We start from the raw sequence: 23,337 nt of genomic DNA, 5'->3' as shown, positions 1-23,337 counted from the left end.
CCTAGTTCCATCAGAAAGAGGCGGTCAACCGGATGATATCCGGTTGACCGCCTCTTTTTTGTTCCCCGCGGGGTTAGGCCTTCGTCGGCCGTGGCGGCAATGGACCCGGGTTGAGCTGTGGGTGGTTGGTCCGCGCTGGCGGCACATCGGTGGGTAGCTCAGAGATCATCTCCCGCAGGATTGCTACACCCTGTTCCAGCTGAGGGTCTTCCCCAGCTGCATAGGCGTGCGGCGGGAACGGGACCTCGATATCGGGATCCACTCCGTAATTCTCCACGCCCCACTCGACGCCGCCGGTCATCCAGAACGCGTAGCGCGGCTGTGTGACGGCGGTGCCGTCGGCCAATGAGAACCGGCCGTCGATTCCGACGACGCCGCCCCAGGTGCGAGTCCCGATGACGGGCCCGATTCCCCTGAGCTTGGCGACCTGGGTGATGATATCGCCGTCGGATCCTGCGAACTCATCCGTGAGGATGACCACAGGTCCCCGCGGGGCGTGCGCGGGGTAGGTACCTGGCTGCTCACCGCGGGGGAAAGACCAGGCAGTGACTTTCCTGCCAATAAGTTCGGCCACGAGCTGCGAGGTGTGGCCGCCACGGTTGCGTCGCACGTCCACGACCAGGCCGTCGCGTGCGGTTTCGCGGTCGAGATCCCGGTGTAGTTGCGCCCAGCCGCGTGCCACCATATCCGGGATGTGGAGGTAGCCGAAGCTGCCGCCCGAGGCCTGGTGGACGATCACCCGGTTGGCGTTGACCCAATTCTGGTAGCGCAGGCGTTCCTCACTGCGCAGCGGAACTACTGCAACGCGCCGGACTGATGCGGTGTGGGTCTCATCCCCCGCGTTCTCCCCCGCGTCTTGCCCCGTGTCATCCCCCGTGCCTTGCGTTGGGCGCCGAAGAACTGTGAGCTCGACCGTTCGGCCAGCGGAACCGGTAAGGAGCACGGCCGGTCCGTGGGCCAACGGTACCGGGACACCGTCCACCGCGGCGATGATGTCCCCCTCGGCGACTGCCACCCCTGGCGCCGTGAGAGGGGAGACCGCCTGCGGATCGGAGGACTCCCCCGCGAAGATGCGTTGCACCACCCAGCCGTGCTCTGATGGGGCCAACTCGGCGCCGAGGAAGCCTTGTGCGCCGGTTCCCGGCTCTCCGAACAGCAGCGGAGTGACATAGGCGTGGGATGTCCCCAGCTCCCCGTGGACCTCCCACAGGACGTCCACCAGGTCGTCGTGCGACCCGAGCCGCTCCACCAGGGGACGATACCGGTCCCGGATGGCCGGCCAGTCGACGCCACCCATATCTTCGGCCCAGAAGAAGTCGCGCTGCAGCCGCCAGGTCTCGTCGAATGCCTGACGCCATACGCTGACCGGGTCCAGGAGCACCCGGATCCGGCCCAGGTCCACCTCGACGCGGTCGGGTGAATCCTTGTCCACTTTGCCCTTCGTTGGGACAGCAGTGACCTTCCCGGCGTGCAGGAGCACGACTTTGGCGCCGTCGGCGCTGACCTCGAAGCTGTCGACCTCGGATGCCAGTGTCTCCGCGTCCCGTTTCGCGAGGTCGAAGCGCTCCAACCGCTTCGCCGGATCCTTGGCCGTGGTGGTGGCCCGACCATCACCGGTGACGCCGAAGCGCTCCGTTGCCGTCCACAGCAACGCGCCGTCGACTGCGCGAAGCCCCTCGTAGCCGCCCTGGGGTACGGGTACCGCAACAATCCGCTCTGCCAGCCGATCAGGATCCACGACGACGCTCAGGTCTGGTTCGCCGTCGTCGTCGCTGCCAGCGGACCGCTGGGATGCGGCGGGCACCGGGGTTTCTGCCGAATGCACCGACGGCCCAAAAGGCGACGGCGTGTCAGCGGCGAGGGCCACCAGGAAGGGTTTCGTGGACACCGGGAAGCTCAGGTCAAAACGGTGGGTGTCATACACCGGGTCAAAGCTGCGGTCGGAAAGGAAGGCCAGGTACCGGCAATCACGGGTAAACACGGGTGAGTGATCCCGGAACCGGCCATCGGTCACATTGAGGATCTCGGCACCGGATTCTGCCCGGGCCAGTCGGACCCGGGTCCGGGCGCCTTCACCCGTCACCGGTTCGGCCCAGGTGAGCCACTGCGAGTCAGGGGAGAACGCCAGGTCGTCAACGGCGCCATGCGTGGTTGAGCCGAGCGTGAAGAGTTCGCCGGTAGAGATCTGGAGGATCAGAATCTGCCCCATTTCGCCAGCCACTGCCACGCGGGCTCCGTCGGGGCTGGTGACGAGGTTGCTGGCCCGGAACGGTCCATCGAAAGCCCACCGCGACAGGCCCGCCGCTGCTGCGATGTCCTGGGCGGTGACAATGTCCTCGTCAGGCGCGCCCACGGGCTCATGCGTGGAACCTGACGACTCGTCGGTGCCGGACTGGCCTGCGTCGTCGGACGGTCGGACCGCGGGAACCGGGGCTGGCAGCTCCGGTTCTTCCACCGCGTGGGTCGGAGGAACGGCGGCGATAGCCGATGCGGTAGATGCCGACGCCGGACTTACGGTGCGGGCGGAGAGGCCCGCGTCAAAGACGTTGCGGATGTAGAGCGCTTCTTCACCCTCGTGGTCGGCGATGTAGGCGACACGGTCGACGCCGAGGGGTCGCCCCAGCCGCGCGCGAACCCCAGCGGTGGCCTCCACCACCCGTGACGGTCCGTCCCGGTGGGTCAGCCAGTGCAGGGTGCCGTGGCTCTCGACGACGCTGGCAGACCCCGTCGCTACCGGGATGGCCGCAGCGAGGTGTTTGACCACGTTCAGCGGCTGCGGGCGACGCCCGGTGGTGGCCGAGCCGAGTGAGATATCAAGTTTGACCGGTTCAGCATCGAGTGACTGCAGCAGCCAGATCGATCCCGCGGACTCGAACACAATCCGGGTGCCATCGGAGGTGGCATGCCGTACGTAAAACTCTTCGTGGTCGGTGTGGCGCTGCAGGTCTTCACCCTGGGGCGTCACGGAGTACAGGTTGCCGTACCCTTCGTGGTCAGAGAGGAAAGCCAGCCGGTTGTTGATCCACATCGGATCGGCCAGGTTCCCGTCGAGTTCGGGGAGGAAACGACTGAAGTCCCCCGACCCGTCCGCATCCATCCAGAGTTTGCCGGCTGTTCCGCCGCGGTATCGCTTCCACCACGCGGGCTCGCGGGTCAGAACGCTGGAAATGACGAGGGGACGCTCGTCCCCGACAGCCGGGCCGGGCACTATCGCATCGAGAGGGCCGTAGGGGAAAGCCGTCTGGGCGGAGCCGTCCAGCGGGACACGATAGCCCCAGGCATGGCGCGGGTCCTCGTGACGGAACGCGCTGGTCGCGATGACTTCCCCGTCTGCTGTGAAGCCGCGAACCTTCGTGCTCTGGTGGCCCCAATAGGTCAGCCTGCGGAAGTTTCCACCCTCGGTGTCCGCGGCGACAACTTCGGGCGCCCCCGCTTGGGTGACAGTCCAGGCGATGGTTGCGCCGTCGGGAGAGAATCTGGGCCCGCGGGCAGGAAGCTGCATTGCTGAGATCCGCCAGGCGCGTCCCCCCGACAGTGGTGCGACCCACACATCGTTTTCTGCTACGAAAGTGAGCAGGTCACCGTGGACATGTGGAAAGCGCAAGTAATGTGAGGAACCCATCCGTCGATCATAGCCACAGACCTTCCTGGCAGTGGCTTCGAGGAGCCGCGGGGAAGCCCGTCAGCGCGGCTGGAGCCGGTGGTTCCCATTGGGACCGTCGGGGTGGTGGGATAGGGGTATGAGAATTCTGATTTCCGGTGCATCCGGAACCATTGGCAAGGCCTTCATCAAGCAGCTGGAACCGGGCAAGCATCAGGTGAAACGGCTCGTCCGACGCACACCGTCGGGCCCTAACGAAGTCCAGTGGGACCCGGTGGCCGGAGGCCTCGATCCGTCGATCATGGATGCCACTGATGCAGTGGTCAACCTCTCGGGCGCGGGCATAGCCGGGGCGCCGTGGACGAGGAGCTACAAGGAAACGCTGTACTCCTCCCGGCTGACTTCGACCCGCACCCTGGTCGAAAGCATGCGTCTGGCAGATTCACCGCCGAACATATTCCTCAGCCAGTCGGCGTCTGGATACTACGGTGATCGCGGGTCCGAAGTATTGCCGGAGAGCGCAGCCTCGGGTAATTTGCTGCTCTCTGACATCTGTCGGCGGTGGGAAGCTGAGGCACTCCGGGCGCCTTCGTCGGTACGTACTGTCCTCATGCGAACCGGTGTGGTGATGTCCACCAGTGGCGGCGCGCTGCCCAAGTTGCTGATACCGCTGCGATTCTTCGTGGGCGGGCCGCTGGGATCGGGAAACCAGTGGTGGCCGTGGGTGACCCTGGATGATCAGGTTCGAGCAATGGCCTTCCTCCTCGAGGCTGAGGTCAGCGGGCCGGTCAACATCTCCTCGCCTTCCCCCGCGACGCTGACCGATTTGACCGAGGCTCTTGGCGCTGCGTTGAACCGGCCCACCCGCTTCAGGGTTCCTGAGTGGGTCCTGACCGCAGTCCTTGGCCAGCTGGCCAAAGAGCTGTTGCTGCCAAGCGCCCGGCTCGATCCCACAGTGCTCAAGAGTGCGGGATTCGAGTTCCGGCACAGTTCGTTGGATGATCTGGCCCGATGGGTTCGTGAGTCCCGCTAACCGAGCCCGAACCACTTCACGCCACAACGGGCGGCGGTCCCGGGTTTCAGTGCTCATGGACCGCCGCTATCCGCCAGTGCTCGCCTGTTCGTTGAAGAACGAAGACCAGTTGCTGGGTCACGGGCGAGGCTTCGGTACGGTACACACTTCCGCTGGGGGCGACTTCGTCGAAGCCTGAGGTGGTGGCCGTGGCGGCGACCGCAGCAACCTGGCCGCCGGGGCTGGCCCCGTCAGTCCCCGCGGTGGCGCCCGAGGGCAGTTCAACCGGGGCGAGGTCTGTCAGGTCAATCGTGAGCCCGGACAGGATGTGGCCCCGGCCCTTCAACTCCAACACCGCATCCTCGTCGGCGGCCATGGCCGCCGACGAGGGCACATTGACCAACTGCAGGAGTTCAGCGTCGGCGGTCTCAAAGGCTTGTTCCCTGAGCCGGGACAGAAGCGGCAGGACCGTCAGCGGATCTGCGTCCACGAGTGCGCCGGACGGAACGCCCGCACTCGGTGCCGTCACGGTTGAACGGGTTGCCTCCTGTGGTGGTGAACTCTCAGTCGTGGGGGCAGTCTCACCCGGGCGTAGCGGAGTGCTGGAAGGACCACTACCGTCCAGCTCGCCCGGGCCTGGTCCCCCGCTTCCCCACAGCGTGCCGGCGAGCAGCGCACCGCAGACCGACAACGCAACCATGGCCAGGGCGGCAACCGCGAGTCCGGCCAGCCGGGCCGGACGTCGGCTCCAGCGGTGAATGCGACGGTTTGCTGGCCGCTGATTCCCGGGCTGATGTCCGCCCGACTGGCGATCGCCAGGCCGATGTTTGGTGGGCCGGTGTCTGCTTGCCAGCCCGCGCCGTCGCGTTGGCGGGTTGGCTGAGCCAGTGGTGGACCTGCGGGTCATGAGGTGCGGCAAGACATCCGGATGGACGGCTGCCACCAGGTCAAGGGGCTCTGCCTGCGTGGTGCGCTCCACGGCCCGGGCAAATTCGCTGGCGGTGGGTCGTTCCCCCGGCTCTCCTTCCAGGCCCCAGTTGACGAGGTCGACGAGGTCCTCGGGCGCTTCCGGCACCAGCAGGGAAAGGGGCGGTCGTTGGGACGCCGGTCCCGGAACCCGCCCGGTTAGGGCGAACCAACCAACAGCGGCAAGCGCATAGATGTCAGCCTCGGTGTTTAGCCTGTCAGGATCCTGAGGCATCTCTTGAAAACCTGGAGTGCCACCCGCACGAGGCCTGGCTTCACCCAGCAGCCTGCCGACCCCGAAGTCAGCCAGGAGTGGTTTACCCACCTCGGTAAACAGGATGTTGCCGGGCGATACGTCCCCATGGACGGCACCCAGATTGTGCAAGTACGCAAGCACCTGCGCCAGCGGGGTCAGCACCGTGACAACCTCCCCCGGAGGAAGAGGCCCTCTCGCAGAGACGAGGTTCAGCAACGACCCACCTGCGGCGTATTCCATCCGCAGGCCCACCCCCTGATCGGTGTGGATCACTTCATGAAGGGTCACCAGATGCTCATGAGGGAAACGGGTAAGGAACCGTTCCTCGCCACCCACCGCATCGGATCGCCGGTGATCAGCGCGCGTCGGGCAAAGCACCTTCAACGCGAAAAAGTCCCTGGAGTCGTTCCGGATGAGCCAGACGTTCGCGCTGCTGCCACGTCCCAACAGGCGCTCACACTGGTACCCCGCAAGCTGCGGCGGGGCGGAAATCGGTTCCTCAGGGCCGTCCCCGCCGGTGGTGCTGTCCATGCACCAGTTGTAGCGGATTCCGGATAACTGCGCAGAAGTTATCCACAGCTGTCCGGGGAATGCATCGATGTCAGAGATGTCCCCGCGCAGGTCTACCCTTAAGCCCATGACACTTCAATATTCGCGTGTTGGACTGGATCCAGAATTCGTTGACTATGAGGCTGGCTGGGATTTGCAGCGGAAGCTCCACGCCGGTGTGGTGGCTGGAACCGCACCGAGCACAGTCCTCCTGCTGGAACACAGTGCTGTGTATACGGCAGGGCGGCGCACCGAGGACCAAGAGCGCCCGTTTGATGGGACGCCGGTGGTCCCGGTCGATCGAGGTGGGAAACTCACCTGGCATGGTCCCGGCCAACTGGTGGGCTACCCCATCCTGGCTTTGCCTGAGCCCACCCGGGTGACCGGGTACGTGGCCATTCTTGAAGACGTGATCATTGCGGTCCTGAAAGATTTCGGGATCAACGGGATCCGGATCGACGGCAGGTCAGGGGTGTGGGTCGCCGCCGACGACGCCCGTCCGGACCGCAAAATTGCCGCCATCGGGATTCGCATTAACCGCCGGGTCACCATGCACGGGTTCGCGGTGAACTGCAGCAACGACCTCGCACCCTTCGCCCAGATCGTGCCGTGCGGAATTTCCGACGCTGGCGTGACCACAATCTCGGCTGAAACAGGCCGCCGAGTGACCCCAGCGGACATCGTTTCGCGGATTGAAGACGAACTGCGCAAGAATGAATTATTACTGGTTGCCGAGGCGGCAGAAGATTTCCGCCCGTCAAGCACAGCCAACCCAGCCGGTCTGATCCGGCCGGAAGGAGCATGACCCGTGAGTCTGGCCCCCGAAGGACGCCGCCTTCTCCGCATCGAGGCGAGAAACGCCGAGACCCCGGTGGAGCGTAAACCCGACTGGATCAAAGCCAAGGTGAACATCGGCCCCGAGTTTGTGGCAATGAAAAACCTGGTGAAAAAGGAAGGCCTCCACACCGTGTGCGAGGAGGCCGGTTGTCCCAACATCTTCGAATGCTGGGAAGACCGCGAAGCCACCTTCCTGATCGGCGGTTCCGAGTGCACCCGACGCTGCGACTTCTGCCAAATCGACACCGGCAAGCCGCAACCGCTGGACCGCAGCGAGCCGTTCAAGGTCGCCCAGTCCGTTCAGTCGATGAATCTGCGCTACGCCACCGTCACCGGCGTCGCCCGCGATGATCTTGAGGACGAGGGTGTCTGGCTTTACGCCGAGACTATTCGCCAGATCCACAGCATGAACCCTGGTACCGGCGTCGAGATCCTCATTCCCGATTTCTCGGGCAAACCGGAGCACATCCAGGCGATCTGCGATGCTGCACCCGAAGTGTTCGCGCACAACGTTGAGACGGTCCCCCGGATCTTCAAGCGCATCAGGCCCGCCTTCCGCTACGAACGGTCGCTGGACGTCATCACCCAGGGCAGGGACCTGGGAATGGTCACCAAATCCAATCTGATCCTTGGCATGGGCGAAACCCGGCAGGAGATTTCTGGCGCCATGCAGGACCTGCACGACGCCGGTTGCGACCTGATCACGATCAACCAGTACCTGCGGCCCAGCGAACGCCACCTCCCCGTGGACCGCTGGGTGAAGCCTCAGGAGTTCGTCGAACTCCGTGAAGAGGCGGAGGAGATCGGTTTCCTTGGCGTCATGAGCGGACCGTTGGTCCGGTCCTCCTACCGCGCCGGACGACTCTGGGCACGCGCCATGCGCAAGAAGGGCCTGGAACTGCCGCCAGCTCTGGCGCACATCGAGGATTCCGGGTCAACGTTGCAGGAGGCGTCAAGCCTCGCACCCACGGGCTAGCCCGACAGCGAGCCGCCACCCGGTCGAAGGGACCGGGGTGGTTTCGGCGCGTCCACTCAGCGACCTGGATCACGTAGAATTGAAGCATTATGGCCAACAGCACTGAATCAGACGGATCATCCACCCCCAAGCGGCGCCTCTTTTCCCGGAAGCCGAAGCCCGAAAAGGGACCGAAGAAAACCGGGCGGATGAAGCAAATCTCCGAGGTCTTCAAGATGACCCGGCGGAATGATCCCAACGTGGTGTGGATCATGCTGCTGGCATTCCTGTCGATCGTCGCCGTCGGTCTGGTCATTGGTTTCCTGATCCAAAACTGGATCACCATGCTGATCATCGCCATCCCGCTGGGCTTCCTCGCCGCAGTGTTCATCCTGTCCCGTCGCGCCGAGCGTGCCGCGTTCTCGCAGATCGAAGGACAGCCGGGCGCTGCCGGTGCTGCACTCAGTGTGCTTCGGCGCGGCTGGATCCTCCAGGATCAGCCCGTTGCGATGAACCCGCGATCGCAGGATGCGGTCTTCCGCGCTATCGGTCGGCCCGGCATCGTGCTGGTGACCGAAGGTCCGACGGCCCGGGTCAAGCCACTTGCTGAGGCCGAGAAGCGCAAGATGGCGCGGATCGTCCCCAACGTAAAAGTTCACGTCATCGAAGCCGGTCGCGGCGAGGGCCAGGTCCCTCTGGCCCAGGTCGCCAAGAAGGCGCAGAAACTCAAAAAGAATCTGACCAAGCAGGAAGTACAGGCAGTCAACAAGCGGCTGACCGCGCTGGGCACCAAGTTGCCGATCCCCAAGGGTGTTGATCCGTTCAAGGCTCGTCCGGATCGTAAGGCTATGCGCGGGCGTTAGGTCCGCACGAACGCAGGCCTCGTTTGAGGGTCGACCCCGCTATTCGAAGAGTGTTTCTCACCGAATAGCGGGGTCGGCCTTTTTATTTGGGCAGCGTGAGGATTTCGGCGCCGTCGTCGGTGATGGCGATGGTGTGTTCGCTGTGAGCTGTCCGGCAGCCGGTGGCGCTCCGCAGCGTCCATCCGTCCGGGTCAGTGACGAGTGCTGCAGTGTCCACCATCACCCACGGCTCCAACGCGAGCAGCAGCCCAGGCCGGAGCACATAGCCTCGTCCTGGCCGACCCATATTGGGCACATGTGGGTCCTGGTGCATCGTCGATCCGATGCCATGTCCGCCGAATTCGGTGTTGATCTGATACCCCGCGTCGGTAAGGACCCGACCTATTGCGTAGGAAATATTGCCAATCTTTACACCGGGACCTGCAGCGGCGATGCCTGCCTTCAGCGCAGATTCGGTGGCCCGGATCATCGCCACGCTCTCCGGGGGCTGCGACTCGCCGACGATGAAGCTGATCGCAGAATCCGCGGCAATACCGTTCTTTGAGACGGCGAGGTCAAGGGTCAGCAGGTCCCCGTCCGCCAGTGCGTAGTCGTGGGGCAAACCGTGGAGCACGGCGTCGTTGACAGCGGTGCAGATATAGTGCCCGAACGGCCCACGTCCGAACGACGGCGCATAGTCCACGTAGCAGGACTGGGCACCAGCCTCGGCAATCATTGTCTGCACCCAATTGTCGATGTCCAACAGGTTGGTGCCGACAGTCGTCCGGCTCTTCATCGTCTGCAAAATAGTGGCGACCAACGCCCCGGAGTCCTTTGCCCGGCTCAGTTCGGCTTTGTTCAGGATCTCAATCATTCGGTGTCCTTCGTTTGAAGTCAGTGATTATCCGGGGCAGCCGATGAGGCCGCGCTGTCCCCTGGTGCGGTGCGGGGTTCTGGTCAGATTCTGACCAGGACTGTTTGGACGGCACGGTCGTGGACTCCGCGCTGGTCGCGGTCCACGATGACGGCAGGGATTACCAGGCAGATCAGAAGGGTTCGGACCAGCGCCTTGCCGTATCCGGCCGGGCGTCCCGAAAGTGTCTGCACCTGCATGCCCATGATTCGGTGCCCAATGCTGTAGCCAAAGAACCCGACAAACAGAATCTGGGTGAGGGCGAAAACTCCCAGGGTGGCAAAGCTGTTGTAGTCAAAGAATCCGTAGGAGATCAGCGACGCCAGCGCCCAGTCAAGGAGCAATGCGCCGACCCTGCGGCCAGGGCGGGCGATTGATGCTGGACCGGATTTGGGACGTCCCATCCCCTTGCCCGGCCAGTCAGTGGAACTGTTCGAGGGAGTTCCGCCGAGCCATGAGCCGATGTCTTTTCTGTCTACCACCTCTCAATCTTAACGCGTTCACATCGCGGGGTCGCGCGTCGTCGTCGTCGTCATCCGGCCGCCCCCTCTGACCCACAGTGCCAAATCAGGCTAGGCTGAAAGAGCCTTTAGTCCAGACCAGCCATTAAGTAACGTGCCGGAAACAATTGCGACACCAGTGGGAAACTGCAAACTCGTACAGTTGTAACCATTGCGGCGGCGGCGCTCAATGTCACTGATCTGTGCCCGGTCGTTATCCCCCACATGCGTTAGGAGCATAAACGATGTTCAAGAATGCGGACGAAGTCCTCAAGTTCATCGCTGACGAAGACGTAAAGTTTGTCGACGTCCGATTCACCGACCTTCCCGGAGTGCAGCAGCACTTCAACGTTCCCGCGAAGACAGTCGATGCAGACTTCTTTGTCAATGGGCAGCTGTTTGACGGGTCATCGATCCGCGGCTTCCAGGGAATCGCCGAGTCGGACATGCAGCTGATTCCGGACCCCACGACTGCGTTCATTGATCCCTTCCGTATGGAGAAGACGCTCGCGTTGAGCTTCTCGATTGTGAATCCTCGGACCGGCGATCCCTACCACCGTGACCCTCGCGGTGTGGCAGAGCGCGCTGAGGCTTACCTGAGCTCGACCGGCATCGCGGACACCGCCTTCTTCGCACCGGAAGCCGAGTTCTACATCTTTGACAACGTGCAGTACGAGTCCCTCCCTCAGGGCAGCTTCTACAAGGTCGACTCAGTCGAGGCACCCTGGAACAGCGGCCGCGAGGAAGCGAACGGAAACCTTGGCAACAAGACGCCGTTCAAGGGTGGCTACTTCCCCGTGTCCCCCGTGGACAAGCAGGCTGACCTCCGCGACGCGATCTGCGTCGAACTGGACAACGCCGGCCTTGAGGTCGAGCGGTCGCACCACGAGGTTGGTGGCGCGGGCCAGGCGGAGATCAACTACAAGTTCACCACCATGACTCACGCAGCTGATGACCTGCAGAAGTTCAAGTACATCGTCAAGAACGTTTCCGATGCGTGGGGCAAGTCGGCGACGTTCATGCCTAAGCCAGTCTTCGGTGACAACGGTTCGGGCATGCACTGCCACCAGTCGCTGTGGAGCGCCGGCGAGCCACTGTTCTACGACGAGCGCGGCTACGCGGGACTGTCCGATATGGCCCGCTGGTACATCGGTGGACTGCTCAAGCACGCTTCGGCCGTCCTGGCATTCACCAACCCGACGGTCAACTCCTACCGTCGCCTGGTCAAGGGCTTCGAAGCACCGGTCAACATGGTGTACTCGCAGGGCAACCGCTCGGCTGGTATCCGAATCCCGATCACCGGTTCCAACCCGAAGGCCAAGCGCATCGAGTTCCGTGCGCCGGACCCCTCGTCCAACCCGTATTTGGCCTTCGCCGCACAGCTGATGGCTGGCCTTGACGGAATCAAGAACCGGATCGAGCCTGCTGATCCGATCGACAAGGATCTTTACGAGCTTCCCGCTGAGGAAGCCAAGGACATCCAGAAGGCTCCGGGTTCACTGGAGGAAGCTCTGCTCGCCCTTGAGGCTGACAACGAGTTCCTGCAGGCCGGCGGTGTGTTCACCCAGGACCTCATCGACACCTGGATCGAGTACAAGCGCGAATTCGAGATCATCCCGCTGTCACTGCGCCCGAACCCCTACGAGTTCGAGCTCTACTACGGCGTCTAGCTAAAACAAAGGGATGCAGCGGGTTTAGCCCGCAGTGAGTCCGCACGAGCTGTCAGAACATTCTGAATTGCAGTTCGTGCGGACTCTTCTGTGTCTGGCCCCATGAGCCGACCTGAGAAAGCTCCGTTGCAAGGTCGCGTGGGAGAGGAATAGCCGACTGAGAAATCTCGGCTCTGCCGGATGCTGGATCGCTGGTGTGATGATCCCCTCTCGTGAAATCCTCTGGGGGACTTAGGCCTCTACCGCCGCTGATCGGCGGTGATAGCCTAGCTTTCGAAGAGGTGCCTTATGCAACGGATACAAGCACGGGTGACATGGTGGGTAGCCGTGGTGCTGCTCTTGGGGGCGGGCACTGTCGGCTGCGGGGCGTACCTGCATGCGGTAGATGATGGGGTGTACGGCGCGCTGGTCCCGCCCTCGCAGCAGTGGGCCGACGAGAGGTCGGATGAGATCCCGGGAGGCTTTGCCGCCCTCAGCGCCGACGGCGTGCAGCGTGTCGTGGTGCGGATCGAGGGCGACGCTGTGACGTTCGAAATGGATGGGGAGACCGTCGTGACCCGGAAGGTAGTGGAACGCCGCGACGTCCAGGATAGTGAGGGCTCAGGCCCGTTCAGGGCCGATACCCAGGCCCTCTATCTGGGGGAGGAACCGCTGGTCCTGGGCTCCCTCAGGGTCAGTGACCCGGTGATCTGGTTCGCTGGCGGCTACGACAGCACCGAGGTGATCGCGATTAAGCCGTTGGACCCCGACGAGCGGGGGCCGATTGTCCAGTGCGCAGCCGCAGACGAGCAGTGCCTGCAGCTTCCGGTCGGCGAGATGCTGGTCGGGGACCCCATCGGTGACTACACGGACATGACCGACCCCGACGTCGCGGAGAACCCGGTGACCGGCATCCGGGTGACCGCCACGGACATCGTGTACGCGCTTGACAGCGGACAGGAGGTGCGCAGTAGCCGTGAGGAGGAGACCCTCATCCGGGCATGTGGCCTCTGGGAGTCGGCCGTGTGGCAGGTCCCCGCCGAGGTCGGTCTCACCTTCGACGACCCTGTGCTCGTGGAGACCAACTGTCCCCTGCCTTCCGGGGACGCGCCCAGGCTCACCGTGATGGAACGGGCCGCGCTGCCCGTGCTCGCGCCGCTGGCGCCACAGTGGGGCGGGGAGTGGTGCCAGCCCGGGCCGGGCTGCCTGTGGTACCTCGACGAGTCAGGCGGCGAGGGCTGAGCGCCCTCAGCGACCGAACAGGCAACCCCGGACACCCCGCGAGGTGCCGGGGCGACCGCAGCGCCGGAAACCGAGCCTGACACCCTCCCCCACTGGCATCACGTCGCCCGTCCGGTGACATTGGGCCACTGCGGGTCACTTTCAATCCGGTAATGCTCTAAAACTGCGGCGATTCAGTAGGATGCTTCGTCGAGAGAGGTGAGCACCATGACGGCGTCCCGCACCGCTGCACTGACCCTCGTGGCAGCTTCGATGCCGATCGCTCCGACCACAGCGAGCACCGACCGAGCACCAGATTGCGTCATTGCACTGTTGTCCATCATCACGAGCATCCTCCCTGACGGTTCTTACCTGATATCAAAAGGTAACGGGTGATGCTGGTGGAACCCCGTAAGCTGCCTCGGTGAATCCTGAACCGTGTCGCGGGGACCGTGCCTGGCCGGTGGGAAACTTGGCTGGCAGGACCCGAAACAGGACCAGGAATGTGCCTCAGTAGCCGTAGAAGGACCGCTCGAAAATGGCCCGGCTACGACGGGTGAGCCGCAGGTAGTCCTCTTCCAGCAGCGCACCCATCCCCGGTCCGTAACCGCACCAGCGGGCCACAGCCTCCAGGTCGCGGCGGGACGACGGCAACAGGTCTGAGGCCTTCCCGCTCCAGATCACGTTCGCAGCACGCACCCGGCTCGAGAGGCACCAGCTTTGGCGCAGCGTGAGCACGTCGGACGCAGACAATAGCTCAGCCGCCTCGATCGCGTCCATTGCCGCAAGGGTCGACGTGGTCTTCAGGGCATCATTCGAGTGAGCGTGCTGCAGTTGCAGCAGCTGCACCAGCCATTCGACGTCGCTCAGCCCTCCCCTACCCAGTTTGAGGTGCCGCGATGGGTCGGCTCCACGCGGCAGCCGCTCCGATTCCATCCGGGCCTTGATCCGGCGAATTTCCCGCACTCCCTGGCCCGAGATGGTCTCCGGGTAGCGGATAGGATCGATTAGTTCGGTGAATGCTGTAGCGAGGTCGTCGCTTCCTGCAATGGGCAGGGCACGCAGCAGGGCCTGCGACTCCCAGACCAGCGACCACCGCCGGTAATACTCGCGGAACGACTCGAGCGACCGGACCATCGGACCCTGCTTCCCCTCGGGTCGCAGGTCGGCATCGATTTCCAGGACCCGCTCCGCCTGGATCGCCGGCGAACAGGGCTGCTGCAGCAGCGCCGAGAGCTGGCTGACGATCCGCTCCGCCTGCCCCTGAGCCGCCGACTCGCTCGCCCCCTCATAGGCGCGGTGCACGTACATCACGTCGGCGTCCGAACCGTATGTGATCTCGCGTCCGCCCTGCCGTCCCATCGCGACGACGACGACGTCGGTCAGCGGCTCCTCGTTCGCGAAGACAGCCCCTTCGGCCACATGCAGCGCGCCAAGGATCGCTGCCCGGTCGGTCGCGGACAGGGCAGCACCGACAGCGGCCTGATCCAGCAGACCCGAGCTGTCGGCGATGGCGATGCGCAGCAGTTCCCGGCGGCGGATCAGCCGGATCAACCGCATCGCTTCACGCGGTTCCGGGTGCCGGGACATTTTTGACTGGATCTCGGTCCACTGGGCTTCGAACCCGACCGGGACCAGGTCCCTGTCGTTGCCGAGCCATTTGGTGGATTCCGGTGAAACTTCAAGCAGGTCGGCAATGAACCGGCTACTGGACAGAATGTGGCACAACCGTTCGGCGGCTGCCTTGGAATCACGGAGCATGCCGAGGTACCAGTGGGTCTGGCCGAGGCCCTCGCTGAGCCGCCGGAAGGCCAGCAGACCGGCGTCGGGGTCCACCCCATCGGCCAACCAGCCCAGGAGGACCGGCAGCAGATTGCGTTGCAGCGCCGACCGTCGGCTTAGACCCGAGGTGAGTGCCTCGATGTGACGCATCGCGACCTTGGGGTCCAGGTAGCCCAGTGCGGCGAGCCGCGCCCGGGCTGCCTCCGGGGTCAGCTTAACCTCGTCGACACTGAGGTTCGCGGCGGTGTTCAGCAGCGGACGGTAAAAGATATTCTCATGCAGGCCCCGCACGAGACGCTTGGTCTGCTGCCATTGGTCAATTAGGGCCGCCGCGGCCGGGCGGGTGGTGCTTTGTGCGCCCTGGGATGACATGGCGAGGGCCCGGCGGGACGCGTCGTCCTCGGGCATCAGGTGCGTGCGGCGCATATTGACGAGCTGAATCCGGTGCTCAAGCACCCGCAGGTAGCGGTATGACTCGTCGAACGCCCTGGCGTCCGTCCTGCCGATGTAGCCTGCGGCGCTGAGCGCGGCGATGGCCGAGGTCGTGTCACGGATCCGGATGGACTCGTCGGCCTTGCCATGCACCAGCTGGAGCAGCTGGACGGTGAATTCGACGTCCCGGAGGCCACCGGGGCCAAGTTTGAGCTGACGCTCCGCCTCATGGGACGGAATGTTGTCGGTGACCCGGCGGCGCATGGCCTGCACCGAGTCGACGAATCCTTCACGCTCCGAGGAGTTCCAGACCAGCGGTGCGACTGACTCCTCGTAGCGGCGGCCCAGGTCGGCGTCGCCAGCGATGGTCCGGGCCTTCAGCAGCGCCTGGAATTCCCAGCTCTGGGCCCACCGGGCGTAGTAGGACAGATGGGAATCCAGGGTCCTGACCAGCGGGCCTTCGCGGCCCTCGGGCCGCAGGTTGGCGTCCACTTCCCACAGCCCGGGCTCGATCCCGCTGGAAGTGATGGCCCGGGAAATCCCGGAGGCCAGCGACGTCCCAATCCGGACAGCCTGCTCCTCGGCGAGGTCGGGCGCCTCAATCACGTAGATGACGTCGACGTCGGAAATATAGTTCAGCTCTCCCGCACCACATTTGCCCATCCCCATCACGGCGAGGCGGACCGATGCTATGTCTGCGACCGAGAAGCTGTCAGCCAGCTCTGCCCTTGAGACAGCCAGCGCTGCCTCAACCGCCGCGGCAGCCAGATCAGCCAGCTCCTTGCCGACGGTCGGCAGATAGTCCACCGGCGACGCCGAGCACAGGTCCCTGATCGCCAATTCCACCAGATGTCTGCGGTAGCGTACCCGCAGCAGCGCATACGATTCCTTGCCGCCCGCGGACGCGACGGGTGTGCCCGACGACGGATCGGCGCCGACCGACTCGAGCAGCGAGGACCGTAGCCGTTCGGCTGACACCCCGCTGGGATGACGGCTGGGACTGACCGTGACGGTGTCCAGGTGCTCGGGCCGACGCATCAGGAATTCGGCAAGGGCTTCCGAGGCGCCCAGTAACCTGAACAGCGGCTCACTGGCTATACCGCCGTCGGCCACCACCTCCGCAAGAGAAGGTTGTACCGCCAGGAGCCGTACCAGGGATTGCAGCGCCAGGTCGGGGTTGGCTGAGCGCGCTAACCCGCCGAACAGGGATGCCTCCGGAATGTTCTTCAGTTCCGGCGCGTCCAGGAAGCGTGAGCTTTTCTCGAGGTCTGTGAAACCCCGGCTGATGAGTTGGCGGTTGAGGCTCATGGTGGGCGCCAGTTTAGAGGATCCCGAGGTTGCGGCGCAGTTCGTAGGGCGTGACCTGAATACGGTAATCATGCCATTCGGCTCGCTTGTTCCGCAGGAAGTTCTCGTAGACCTGCTCGCCCAGAATCCCTGCGACGAGTTCCGAATCCTCCATCACCCGGATGGCGTCATGCAGGCTCGCGGGCAACGGGTCGTGGCCCATGGCGCGACGTTCGGTGGCTGTCAGGCTCCAGACGTCGTCCTCGGCACCCGGTGGCAGCTCGTAGCCTTCCTCGATACCCTTCAGACCCGCGCCGAGGAGCACCGAGTAAGCGAGGTAGGGGTTGCTGGCCGAATCGATGCCACGGTACTCGATGCGGGCTGACTGGCCCTTGTTGGGCTTGTACAGGGGAACGCGGACCAGGGCTGATCGGTTGTTATGACCCCAGGACAGGTAGCTGGGGGCCTCTCCCCCACCCCAGAGGCGCTTGTAGGAGTTCACGAACTGATTGGTGACAGCGGTGAATTCCGGCGCATGCTTGAGGATGCCGGCAATAAACTGGCGCGCTGTCTTGGACAGCTGGAACTCGGCGCCCGCTTCGTAGAAGGCGTTGGCATCCCCCTCGAAGAGGGAGAAGTGGGTGTGCATCCCGGAGCCGGGGTGGTCCGAGAACGGCTTGGGCATGAAGGTGGCGTAGCTGTTCTGGGTCAGCGCCACCTCTTTGATGATGGTCCTGAAGGTCATGATGTTGTCGGCGGTCTGCAGCGCGTCGGCGTAGCGCAGGTCGATCTCGTTCTGGCCGGGTCCGGCCTCGTGGTGACTGAACTCCACCGAGATGCCCACCGATTCGAGCATGGCGACGGCGGTGCGCCGGAAGTCTTGCGCCACTCCACCGGGAACATGGTCGAAGTAGCCCGCCTGGTCCACGGGCACCGGCTGTCCGTCCGGCCCCAGCTCATCCGACTTGAGCAGGTAGAACTCGATTTCGGGGTGGGTGTAGCAGGTGAAGCCCATGTCGGCGGCTTTCGCCAGCGTCCTTTTCAAAACGCCGCGCGGATCGGCGGTGGACGGCATGCCATCGGGGGTGAGAATGTCGCAGAACATTCGCGACGTGGGTTCCTTCTCTCCGCGCCAGGGCAGGATCTGGAAGGTGGACGGGTCGGGCTGTGCGAGCATGTCGGATTCGAAGACCCGGGCCAGCCCTTCAATGGACGAACCGTCGAACCCCAGCCCCTCCTCGAATGCGCCTTCCACTTCCGCCGGAGCCAGTGCTACCGACTTCAGGGAACCCACGACGTCCGTGAACCACAGCCGCACAAACCGCACATCGCGTTCCTCGATGGTACGCAGTACAAATTCCTGCTGCCGGTCCATAGCTACCCTCTTTCATGCTGTCGGTGTGTGTCCCGGGTGTCATCATGAGTGTCGGTCCACTCGTTCACTCTACTGATAGTCACGCATTGTTAAGCCCGCATGCCGCCCGGGCTTCTGAAGTAGGCTCGACATATGACTTCAGCAGAGATTCCAGCGCCCTACGGCACGGGCGCCCGCGACGCCGACGGCGGGGCAACAGCTGCCGCGTCGCAGCCGCGGACTCCGGCCCGGATCCGCACTCATCACCTCCAGCAGGCGAAGAATGATGGTCGCCGCTTCGCCATGCTCACTGCCTACGACCAGTACGCTGCGGAGATTTTCGACGACGCCGGCATTGAGGTGCTGCTGGTCGGCGATTCTGCCGCCAACAACGTGCTGGGCTACACCACCACCCTGCCGATCACCGTCGACGAGATGATCATTTTTTCGCGTGCCGTCACCAACGGTGCCGCCCGGGCGTTGGTGGTCTGCGACCTGCCCTTCGGCAGCTACGAGATTTCCCCCGCGCAGGCCATCGAATCGTCGGTGCGCCTGATGAAAGAGGGTGGGGTTCATGCCGTCAAGATGGAGGGCGGTCGCCACTACGCCGACACCGTCCGCGCCCTGGCGACCGCCGGTATCCCTGTCATGGCCCATATCGGGTTCACCCCGCAGAGCGAGCATGCGTTGGGCGGATACCGGGTCCAGGGCCGTGGAGACGCGGCCCAGGAGCTGATTGACGACGCCGTTGCCCTCGCCGACGCCGGAGCGTTCTGCGTGCTCATGGAGATGGTGCCCGCCGAGGTGGCTGCCGCCGTCGACCGCGCCGTTCGCGTACCGACCATTGGGATTGGTGCAGGCAACTCGACGACCGGCCAGGTGCTGGTATGGCAGGACATGGCCGGGGTACGTACCGGACGCCAACCCAGGTTCGTCAAACAGTTTGCCGACGTCCGCTCAGTGCTCGCAGCGGCTGCAACGGCGTACGGCGAGGAGGTCCGGAACGGGACATTCCCCGGGCCGGAGCACAGCTTCTAGGAACTACTGCTCGTCCTCGGCATCCCACGCCTGGTTGCGCTGGGCCACTTTTTCCAGGGCCCGCTCAGCCTCTGCACGTGTGGGGTAGGGCCCAATCAGCTTCCGCCAGTCTGACTGCGCGTCCTCCTCGATCTCGTGGGTTTGCACGTTGTACCAGAACTCGGCCATGAGGGTCCTCCTTGATGGTGGCTTTCGGCGGGACGCCGTGCCGCCTATAAGATCAAGAGTATGCCTCAGCAATCCGTCAGTGCACCCGTTGGAACACTCGAACCGGGAACCGTCAGTCCCCAACTCCCGGTTCCGGCCAGTATTCCGCGCCCCGAGTATGTTGGTCGCAGCGGCCCCGCCCCTTTCACCGGTTCCGAGGTCAAGACTCCCGACACCATTGAAAAGATCCGCCGAGCGAGCCGTCTGGCCGCACAGGCCATCGTTGAGGTTGGCCGCCACATCGAGCCCGGGGTAACCACCGACCAGCTGGACCGGGTAGGCCACCAGTTCCTCGTCGACCACGGCGCCTATCCTTCGACCCTGGGCTACCGCGGATTCCCGAAATCGCTTTGCTCGTCTCTCAATGAAGTGATCTGTCACGGCATCCCCGACACCACGGTGCTGCGCGACGGCGACATCCTGAACATTGACATCACCGCTTATCTTGACGGTGTCCACGGCGACACCAACTACACGTTCCTGGTGGGCGACGTCGACGACGAATCCCGCCTCCTGGTGGAGCGCACCAAGGAATCGTTGAATCGGGCCATCAAGGCGGTGGCTCCCGGCCGGGAAATCAACGTCATTGGCCGGGCCATCGAGTCCTATGCCCGCCGGTTCGGCTACGGAGTGGTCCGCGACTTCACCGGCCACGGCGTCGGCGAGGCCTTCCACACCGGGCTGATCATCCCCCACTACGATGCTGCCCCGGCCTACAACCGGATCATCGAACCGGGCATGACGTTCACCATCGAACCCATGCTCACCCTCGGAACCATCGAGTGGGACATGTGGCCGGACGAGTGGACGGTGCTGACCAAGGACCGACGGCGCACCGCTCAGTTCGAGCACACCCTTTTGGTGACCGACAGCGGCGCCGAAATCCTCACCGTCCCCTAACCATCGGGTCCCCGCGGCGCCCTGTCGCGCCGGCGCCCCCCACCTACACCTACACCTGGAGAACCATGGGCAAGAGTAGCGACAAGAAGCACGGCAAGTCCCTGCCGAACACTGTGATCGGCATCGATATCGGCGGCACCGGCATCAAGGGCGGCATCGTTGACCTCGTCGAGGGTGAGATCGTTGGGGAGCGGTTTCGGGTGCCCACCCCGCAGCCCTCCACTCCGGAGGCCGTTGCCGAAGTCGTGGCGCAGATTGTCGCTGAGCTCTCGACCCGGCCCAGCGCACCCGGCCCGGAGGTGCCGATCGGCGTTACCTTCCCGGCCATCATCCAGCATGGCATCGCCCGGTCCGCAGCCAACGTGGATCAGAGCTGGGTCGACACCGACGTCGACGGCCTTTTCAGCAAAGTTCTGCACCGCGACGTGCATGTCATCAATGATGCCGACGCAGCCGGTCTTGCCGAAGTGCGCTACGGGGCTGGCAAGGGGGTGGACGGCACTGTTCTGGTCATTACGCTGGGGACCGGGATCGGTTCAGCGTTCATCTTTGACGGGAAGCTGGTACCCAACGCCGAGCTCGGGCACCTCGAGATTGACGGGTACGACGCCGAAACCCGGGCCTCAGCAGTCGCCCGCGAACGTGACGGGATTGACTGGGACGAGTACTCGGTTCGCCTGCAACGGTATTTTTCGCACGTCGAGTTCCTCTTCTCACCGGAGCTGTTCATTGTCGGCGGCGGCATTTCCAAGCGCAGCAGGGAATACCTGCCCGGACTGAATCTGCGCACCCGCATCATCCCGGCCCAGCTGAGGAACCAGGCGGGCATCGTGGGTGCCGCGCTCCAGGCAGCCCTGCACTTCAAGCGCCTGGCGAAACTGGCTGCAGCCGTCCCTGACGCGTAGCCAACGCGGCGTCGTCGTCGGGCGACCGTCGTCGACGCCGCCGCGACGGCTCCTCGACAGTCCTAAGCTCGACAGTCCTAAGGTGGTGCCGGTGGTGGCGTCGGCTTCCCCTCCGCAGCCACCACCGGAGCATGTGTTACTGCGCGGTCAAGGGCCTCTGGGTGCCCGTTGGCGCAGTTGGTGCCTCGTCCGCTTCGCGGCGCAGTTTCGCGATGGCAGTCTCAAAGTCCTCCAGGGAGTCGAATCCCTGGTACACGCTGGCGAACCGGAGGTAGGCGACCTGATCCAGCTTCTGCAGCGGACCCAGGATGGCCAGGCCCACCTCGTGGGCGTCGATTTCCGCGGCCCCACTGGCTCGGATCGATTCTTCGACTTCCTGCGCGAGCAGCGCGAGGTCGTCCTCAGTCACCGGGCGGCCCTGGCAGGCTTTCCGTGCACCGTTGATGACCTTGCTGCGGCTGAACGGCTCCCCGACGCCCGAACGTTTGATCACGCTCAGGCTCGTCGTCTCCACCGTGGTGAATCGCCGACCGCACTCCGGGCATTGACGACGACGGCGGATCGCCGAACCGTCGTCCGCCAGGCGACTGTCAACCACCCGTGAATCGGCGTTACGGCAGAAGGGACAAAACATGCCGCGCCTTTCGATCAGTGGGGACAGGCAGCCGGGCCACCGTGTCGAACACCACCATTCTAGAACTAGATATGGGAAAACTACAACAGTGTCATTACTACATGTAGTGGTTTCAGTGGAACCGGGCGGTGACGGCGTCGCCGTGGGCCGGCAGGTCTTCCGCGGTGGCCAGGCTGGTGATGTGCTGGCTCACTTCCTCAAGAGCCGACCGGCTGTAGTTGATCACCTGGACCGCTTTGAGGAAGGTGGTGACGTTCAGACCCGACGCGAAGGAGGCTGTCCCGCCGGTGGGCAGGACGTGGTTGGACCCGGCGCAGTAGTCGCCCAGGCTCACCGGGCTGTAGTCCCCCACAAACACCGCACCGGCATTACGAATCCGGCTGGCCACCTGGGCTGCGTCAGCGGTTTGGATTTCCAGGTGCTCCGCCGCGTAGGCGTCGCAGACAGCGATGCCGTGCTCGACGTCGTCCACCAGGATGGTGCCCGATTGCTGACCTGAGAGAGCCTCGCGCACCCGGTCGCCGTGTTTGGTAGTCGCAATCTGCGCCGACAGGTGGACCCGAACACGATCGGCAAGATCGTCGGAGTCGGTGATCAGGACCGACGCGGCGTTGGGGTCGTGCTCGGCCTGGCTGATCAGGTCTGCGGCAATCAACCGGGGATCAGCAGTACTGTCAGCCAGCACCGCGATCTCGGTGGTGCCAGCCTCGGAGTCAATCCCGACGGTCCCCTTGAGCAACCGCTTGGCGGTCGCGACATAAATGTTGCCCGGACCCGTCACCACGTCCACCTGATCGATAGCGTCCTCACCCGCACCGCAGTCCACCCCATAGGCAAACGCTGCGATGGCCTGCGCGCCACCAATCGCGTACACCTCGGTAATGCCCAACATCTCGGCCGCCGCGAGAATGACCGGGTGCGGGAGCCCGCCGTATTCCTTCTGCGGCGGGGAGGCGAGAGCAATTGACTCGACTCCTGCCGCCTGTGCAGGCACCACATTCATCACCACCGAGGACGGATAGACCGCCAACCCGCCCGGGACGTAGAGGCCTACGCGGCGGACCGCTACCCACTTGTGCGTGACGACGGCGCCCGGGGAGATTTCGACCTCCACGTCGTCGGGAACCTGCGCGGTGGCGAACCGGCGGGCACGGTCGATGGATTCGGCCAGGGCGAGCCGCACATCCGGCGCGAGATCAGCGAGGGCATCGGTCAGTGCTTCCCGGGGAACCCGCGGTGAGGTCTGCTCGACGCCGTCGAACTTCAGCGCAAGCTCGGTCAACGCGACCAGCCCGCGCTCCCGCACATCGGCGAGGATCGCTGCGACCGGGGCCTCAACGCCGGAGCCACCCATTTCTGGTCGTGGCATCACTGCGCTAAGAGCCGCGCCGGTCAGGGCACTGCCTCGCAGATCGATGGTCCGGAAGTCAGCAAAAGAGTCGGCCGAGGGCTGTTGGGCGAGCGAAATATTCACCCCTCAAGTCTAACGGGCTGCTC

The 23,337-nt window shown here is 64.3% G+C and carries 19 protein-coding genes; 9 read left to right on the top strand and 10 right to left on the bottom strand.

The genetic code is table 11. From position 1 onward, the window contains the following. Window positions 1-73: 73 nt before the first annotated feature. A complete protein-coding gene (locus tag ABD059_RS06080; RefSeq protein ID WP_343878468.1) occupies window positions 74-3,622 on the bottom strand; it encodes a S41 family peptidase in 3,549 nt (1,182 codons plus the stop codon). Window positions 3,623-3,740: 118 nt separating this feature from the next. Between ABD059_RS06080 and ABD059_RS06075 the strand changes: the two genes are divergently transcribed. Further along, window positions 3,741-4,634 (top strand): TIGR01777 family oxidoreductase, encoded by an 894-nt coding sequence (locus tag ABD059_RS06075; RefSeq protein WP_343878467.1) that lies wholly within the window; start codon window positions 3,741-3,743, stop codon window positions 4,632-4,634. A gap of 46 nt (window positions 4,635-4,680) precedes the next feature. On the opposite strand, the gene ABD059_RS06070 is transcribed toward ABD059_RS06075, so the two are convergent. After that, the gene (locus tag ABD059_RS06070; RefSeq protein WP_343878466.1) at window positions 4,681-6,366 is read right to left on the bottom strand and encodes a serine/threonine-protein kinase; all 1,686 of its coding nucleotides are present in this window, start codon (window positions 6,364-6,366) and stop codon (window positions 4,681-4,683) included. Between the two features lie 106 nt (window positions 6,367-6,472). Here ABD059_RS06070 and lipB point away from each other — a divergent pair, with 106 nt between their 5' ends. The 3 genes from lipB to ABD059_RS06055 all read left to right on the top strand — a co-directional run bounded on the left by lipB (window position 6,473) and on the right by ABD059_RS06055 (window position 9,039). Beyond that, entirely contained in the window at window positions 6,473-7,189 is a 717-nt protein-coding gene (gene lipB / locus ABD059_RS06065) for a lipoyl(octanoyl) transferase LipB (RefSeq protein ID WP_343878465.1), read from the top strand. 3 nt (window positions 7,190-7,192) lie between these two features. Further along, on the top strand, window positions 7,193-8,197 hold the full coding sequence (gene lipA, locus ABD059_RS06060; protein WP_343878464.1) for a lipoyl synthase: 1,005 nt from the start codon (window positions 7,193-7,195) through the stop codon (window positions 8,195-8,197). Between the two features lie 89 nt (window positions 8,198-8,286). Continuing rightward, complete coding sequence (locus ABD059_RS06055; RefSeq protein ID WP_343878463.1) at window positions 8,287-9,039, top strand: DUF4191 domain-containing protein; 753 nt, start codon at window positions 8,287-8,289, stop codon at window positions 9,037-9,039. 82 nt (window positions 9,040-9,121) lie between these two features. Here the strand turns inward: ABD059_RS06055 and map (ABD059_RS06050) are convergent, their stop codons facing one another. Together map (ABD059_RS06050) and ABD059_RS06045 are read right to left on the bottom strand one after the other, a co-directional pair. Continuing rightward, on the bottom strand, window positions 9,122-9,892 hold the full coding sequence (gene map, locus ABD059_RS06050; protein ID WP_343878462.1) for a type I methionyl aminopeptidase: 771 nt from the start codon (window positions 9,890-9,892) through the stop codon (window positions 9,122-9,124). A gap of 83 nt (window positions 9,893-9,975) precedes the next feature. Continuing rightward, complete coding sequence (locus ABD059_RS06045; RefSeq protein ID WP_343878461.1) at window positions 9,976-10,413, bottom strand: RDD family protein; 438 nt, start codon at window positions 10,411-10,413, stop codon at window positions 9,976-9,978. A gap of 263 nt (window positions 10,414-10,676) precedes the next feature. Between ABD059_RS06045 and glnA (ABD059_RS06040) the strand changes: the two genes are divergently transcribed. Both glnA (ABD059_RS06040) and ABD059_RS06035 read left to right on the top strand, forming a co-directional pair. After that, window positions 10,677-12,101 (top strand): type I glutamate--ammonia ligase, encoded by a 1,425-nt coding sequence (gene glnA / locus ABD059_RS06040; RefSeq protein ID WP_343878460.1) that lies wholly within the window; start codon window positions 10,677-10,679, stop codon window positions 12,099-12,101. Window positions 12,102-12,410: 309 nt separating this feature from the next. Then, on the top strand, window positions 12,411-13,322 hold the full coding sequence (locus ABD059_RS06035) for a hypothetical protein (protein ID WP_343878459.1): 912 nt from the start codon (window positions 12,411-12,413) through the stop codon (window positions 13,320-13,322). 173 nt (window positions 13,323-13,495) lie between these two features. Here the strand turns inward: ABD059_RS06035 and ABD059_RS06030 are convergent, their stop codons facing one another. From ABD059_RS06030 to glnA (ABD059_RS06020), 3 genes are all read right to left on the bottom strand, one after another. Then, a complete protein-coding gene (locus tag ABD059_RS06030; RefSeq protein WP_343878458.1) occupies window positions 13,496-13,627 on the bottom strand; it encodes a hypothetical protein in 132 nt (43 codons plus the stop codon). 184 nt (window positions 13,628-13,811) lie between these two features. After that, a complete protein-coding gene (locus ABD059_RS06025; protein ID WP_343878457.1) occupies window positions 13,812-16,823 on the bottom strand; it encodes a bifunctional [glutamine synthetase] adenylyltransferase/[glutamine synthetase]-adenylyl-L-tyrosine phosphorylase in 3,012 nt (1,003 codons plus the stop codon). 13 nt (window positions 16,824-16,836) lie between these two features. Continuing rightward, entirely contained in the window at window positions 16,837-18,177 is a 1,341-nt protein-coding gene (gene glnA / locus ABD059_RS06020) for a type I glutamate--ammonia ligase (RefSeq protein WP_171585368.1), read from the bottom strand. A gap of 132 nt (window positions 18,178-18,309) precedes the next feature. On the opposite strand from glnA (ABD059_RS06020), the gene panB reads away from it, so the two are divergent. Continuing rightward, window positions 18,310-19,194: a 3-methyl-2-oxobutanoate hydroxymethyltransferase gene (gene panB, locus ABD059_RS06015; protein ID WP_343878455.1), complete on the top strand. Its 885-nt coding sequence runs from the start codon at window positions 18,310-18,312 to the stop codon at window positions 19,192-19,194. Window positions 19,195-19,197: 3 nt separating this feature from the next. Here the strand turns inward: panB and ABD059_RS06010 are convergent, their stop codons facing one another. Then, complete coding sequence (locus ABD059_RS06010; protein ID WP_019481305.1) at window positions 19,198-19,362, bottom strand: SPOR domain-containing protein; 165 nt, start codon at window positions 19,360-19,362, stop codon at window positions 19,198-19,200. A gap of 60 nt (window positions 19,363-19,422) precedes the next feature. On the opposite strand from ABD059_RS06010, the gene map (ABD059_RS06005) reads away from it, so the two are divergent. Both map (ABD059_RS06005) and ppgK read left to right on the top strand, forming a co-directional pair. Further along, entirely contained in the window at window positions 19,423-20,301 is an 879-nt protein-coding gene (gene map / locus ABD059_RS06005) for a type I methionyl aminopeptidase (protein WP_343878454.1), read from the top strand. Between the two features lie 65 nt (window positions 20,302-20,366). Continuing rightward, window positions 20,367-21,206, top strand: a complete 840-nt coding sequence (gene ppgK / locus ABD059_RS06000; RefSeq protein ID WP_343878453.1) for a polyphosphate--glucose phosphotransferase — start codon at window positions 20,367-20,369, stop codon at window positions 21,204-21,206. 136 nt (window positions 21,207-21,342) lie between these two features. On the opposite strand, the gene nrdR is transcribed toward ppgK, so the two are convergent. Both nrdR and hisD read right to left on the bottom strand, forming a co-directional pair. After that, window positions 21,343-21,840 (bottom strand): transcriptional regulator NrdR, encoded by a 498-nt coding sequence (gene nrdR / locus ABD059_RS05995; RefSeq protein WP_343878452.1) that lies wholly within the window; start codon window positions 21,838-21,840, stop codon window positions 21,343-21,345. 112 nt (window positions 21,841-21,952) lie between these two features. After that, window positions 21,953-23,314 carry a histidinol dehydrogenase gene (gene hisD / locus ABD059_RS05990; RefSeq protein WP_343878451.1) on the bottom strand — a complete coding sequence of 454 codons (1,362 nt, stop codon included), beginning with the start codon at window positions 23,312-23,314 and terminating at the stop codon, window positions 21,953-21,955. Window positions 23,315-23,337: the final 23 nt, after the last annotated feature.

The organism is Arthrobacter flavus (assembly GCF_039526005.1).
Taxonomy (GTDB): Bacteria; Actinomycetota; Actinomycetes; order Actinomycetales; family Micrococcaceae; genus Arthrobacter_D; species Arthrobacter_D flavus.
The sequence above is the reverse complement of the archived record's forward strand: the minus strand, read 5'-3'. Positions and strand labels throughout refer to the sequence as shown.

Coding starts and splice junctions, on each gene's coding strand:
- ABD059_RS06025 (WP_343878457.1), bottom strand. CDS start 16,823: ATGAGCCTCAACCGCCAACTCATCAGCCGGGGTTTCACAGACCTCGAG.
- lipB (WP_343878465.1), top strand. CDS start 6,473: ATGACACTTCAATATTCGCGTGTTGGACTGGATCCAGAATTCGTTGAC.
- panB (WP_343878455.1), top strand. CDS start 18,310: ATGACTTCAGCAGAGATTCCAGCGCCCTACGGCACGGGCGCCCGCGAC.
- ppgK (WP_343878453.1), top strand. CDS start 20,367: ATGGGCAAGAGTAGCGACAAGAAGCACGGCAAGTCCCTGCCGAACACT.
- glnA (WP_343878460.1), top strand. CDS start 10,677: ATGTTCAAGAATGCGGACGAAGTCCTCAAGTTCATCGCTGACGAAGAC.
- ABD059_RS06075 (WP_343878467.1), top strand. CDS start 3,741: ATGAGAATTCTGATTTCCGGTGCATCCGGAACCATTGGCAAGGCCTTC.
- map (WP_343878462.1), bottom strand. CDS start 9,892: ATGATTGAGATCCTGAACAAAGCCGAACTGAGCCGGGCAAAGGACTCC.
- ABD059_RS06070 (WP_343878466.1), bottom strand. CDS start 6,366: ATGGACAGCACCACCGGCGGGGACGGCCCTGAGGAACCGATTTCCGCC.
- ABD059_RS06055 (WP_343878463.1), top strand. CDS start 8,287: ATGGCCAACAGCACTGAATCAGACGGATCATCCACCCCCAAGCGGCGC.
- map (WP_343878454.1), top strand. CDS start 19,423: ATGCCTCAGCAATCCGTCAGTGCACCCGTTGGAACACTCGAACCGGGA.
- ABD059_RS06010 (WP_019481305.1), bottom strand. CDS start 19,362: ATGGCCGAGTTCTGGTACAACGTGCAAACCCACGAGATCGAGGAGGAC.
- ABD059_RS06080 (WP_343878468.1), bottom strand. CDS start 3,622: ATGGGTTCCTCACATTACTTGCGCTTTCCACATGTCCACGGTGACCTG.
- ABD059_RS06030 (WP_343878458.1), bottom strand. CDS start 13,627: ATGACGCAATCTGGTGCTCGGTCGGTGCTCGCTGTGGTCGGAGCGATC.
- nrdR (WP_343878452.1), bottom strand. CDS start 21,840: ATGTTTTGTCCCTTCTGCCGTAACGCCGATTCACGGGTGGTTGACAGT.
- glnA (WP_171585368.1), bottom strand. CDS start 18,177: ATGGACCGGCAGCAGGAATTTGTACTGCGTACCATCGAGGAACGCGAT.